Origin of the sequence: Bariatricus sp. SGI.161, assembly GCF_050313695.1 — a bacterium.
Taxonomy (GTDB): domain Bacteria; phylum Bacillota; class Clostridia; order Lachnospirales; family Lachnospiraceae; genus JAFBIX01.
In genome coordinates, this window is sequence record NZ_JBNPLX010000082.1 from 1 (window position 1) to 745 (window position 745).

The 745-nt window shown below is 35.7% G+C and carries 1 protein-coding gene; it reads right to left on the reverse strand.

Annotation, left to right across the window (positions count from 1 at the left end):
* On the reverse strand, positions 1–745 hold a 745-nt coding region (locus ACQRBH_RS17265; protein ID WP_427762685.1), incomplete at both ends, for an IS1634 family transposase.

The window sequence follows — 745 nt, forward strand, 5'->3', positions numbered from 1 at the left end:
AATTTTTTGTTGATAAGCTTTATATTTAGGAGAGTAAGTAACAATAATCGTTTCATCCATATCTCCGGTCACAAGGGGGACTTCTTTGTAATAAACTGTATGAAATACATCCGGATCCGTTTCGTCAAGGGTTCTTAGATCAATCATTTTATTCGAACCGGGAACTTTAAATTGAGTTGGATTCAAGGCTATTTCACGATCTTCCTGTTTCATTTTTTTTAACGAGTAAGTAATCACATAAGAACGATTCCCAAAGCTGTTTAGAAATCTGTTTTTTACGCTTCCTAAGCCGGCATCCGAACAAAAGATAAACTCGCTGCAATCAAAATCTTTAATTACTTTTGTCTCTAATGGTTTTAGTGTGAGCTGTTCGTTTTGATTTCCAGGGAAAATATCAAAAGTAAGCGGTATGCCATCAGCATCCATAAAAAGTCCCATAGTAACGATTGGATTTGGCCTGTGTTCTTTATTTTTACCGTATTTTTTGTCACCACTTTCTTCTTCGATTTCGAAATAGTAATTCGTGCAATCGTAATACAAGATTTTTGAATTACGATGATGAACAAAGTTTGAATTTCGATAAAGTTCTTCTTGGATGTAATCCGATTCCTCCGCCATAACAGAAAGAGCACGATAAACATTCTGCAAAGAATATTTAGGCGGTTCCAAAAGAGAACGACAGAAAGAATAGCTGCTCATCTTGCTGGAAGGAGATAGGATTCTTGCATAGATTAAATCTGTGAGG